Genomic DNA, 1,001 nt, shown 5'->3' with positions numbered 1-1,001 from the left:
CCCGGCACCGAGCGCCTCCGGCCCGCCCGCCCCGGGAACGAACACCGACCGTCCCGGCCCCAGCCGGTCCCGGAACGACCGGCCGTGGCGCTCGTACCGGGACTTCGGGCGGTTCGGCTGCGGGCGGTTCCGGGGGGCGTGGTCTGGCTTCGCTCGAAACGGGGGTGCGTGGTTCGGCTTCGGTGGTGCGTCGGGTGGGCGGGCGGGAGGAGTCGGCGGGGGCCTCCGCGCCTGGCGTGCCGGTCGAGCGTGCTTCGGTCGCGCGGTGGGCGGGGCCCGTGGCGAAGGACGACACCCTGATCGGGACGTTCGTGGAGCTTCTCACCCGTCCGGCCCTGCACGAGGACGAGCACCGTGCGACCGTCGCGCACATCGAGTACATCCTCGGCGAGGGCGTGTCCGCGCCGTGGGCGCGCGCGCCCGTCGCGGCGCTCGCCGCGCTCGTTCACATCGACGAAGTCGAGCGCGCGGAGCAGTGGTGCGATTCGCTGGAGCGTTCCGACGCCGAGCGGCCACCGCTGATGGCCGCGCTCTACCTGGTGGCGCGCGCGCTGATCCGGGCGGGGCGCGGCGATCTGAACGGGGTGGTCGACCGCGTCCACGAGGCGTTCGCCCTGGTGCCGCCCGGCGGCTTCGGAGTGTTCGCGGGGGTACCGCTGGGCGTCCTGGTCGAGGCACTCGTGGCGCGCGGGGAGCACGTGGAGGCGGGCCGGTGGCTGGACCGGCCGCTGCCCGACGCGACATTGCACGGCCCGTTCGTCCTGCCGTTCCTGCGCGCGCGCGGCGAACACCACCTGGCGGTGGGGCGCGCGCGGACCGCCGCCGCCGAGTTCCGGCTGTGCGGGCACCTCATGCAGACGTGGGGTTGCGACCTGCCCGGTTTCGTCCCGTGGCGGACGGATCTGGCGCGGGCGCACCTAGCCGTGGGGGAAGCCGAGCCGGCGGCGCGGCTCGTCCGCGCGGAGCTCCGGCGCTGCCGACGGCCGCGGCGCGGTCCCGCG

1 pseudogene is annotated in these 1,001 nt (G+C 76.4%); it reads left to right on the top strand.

What is annotated here, in order from left to right:
* Positions 1-278: 278 nt before the first annotated feature.
* Positions 279-1,001: pseudogene (locus BJF79_RS40955) on the top strand (hypothetical protein); the annotation flags it as partial.

Origin of the sequence: Actinomadura sp. CNU-125 (assembly GCF_001942465.1) — a bacterium.
GTDB lineage: Bacteria > Actinomycetota > Actinomycetes > Streptosporangiales > Streptosporangiaceae > Spirillospora.
This window is presented reverse-complemented; position numbering and strand designations above follow the sequence as displayed.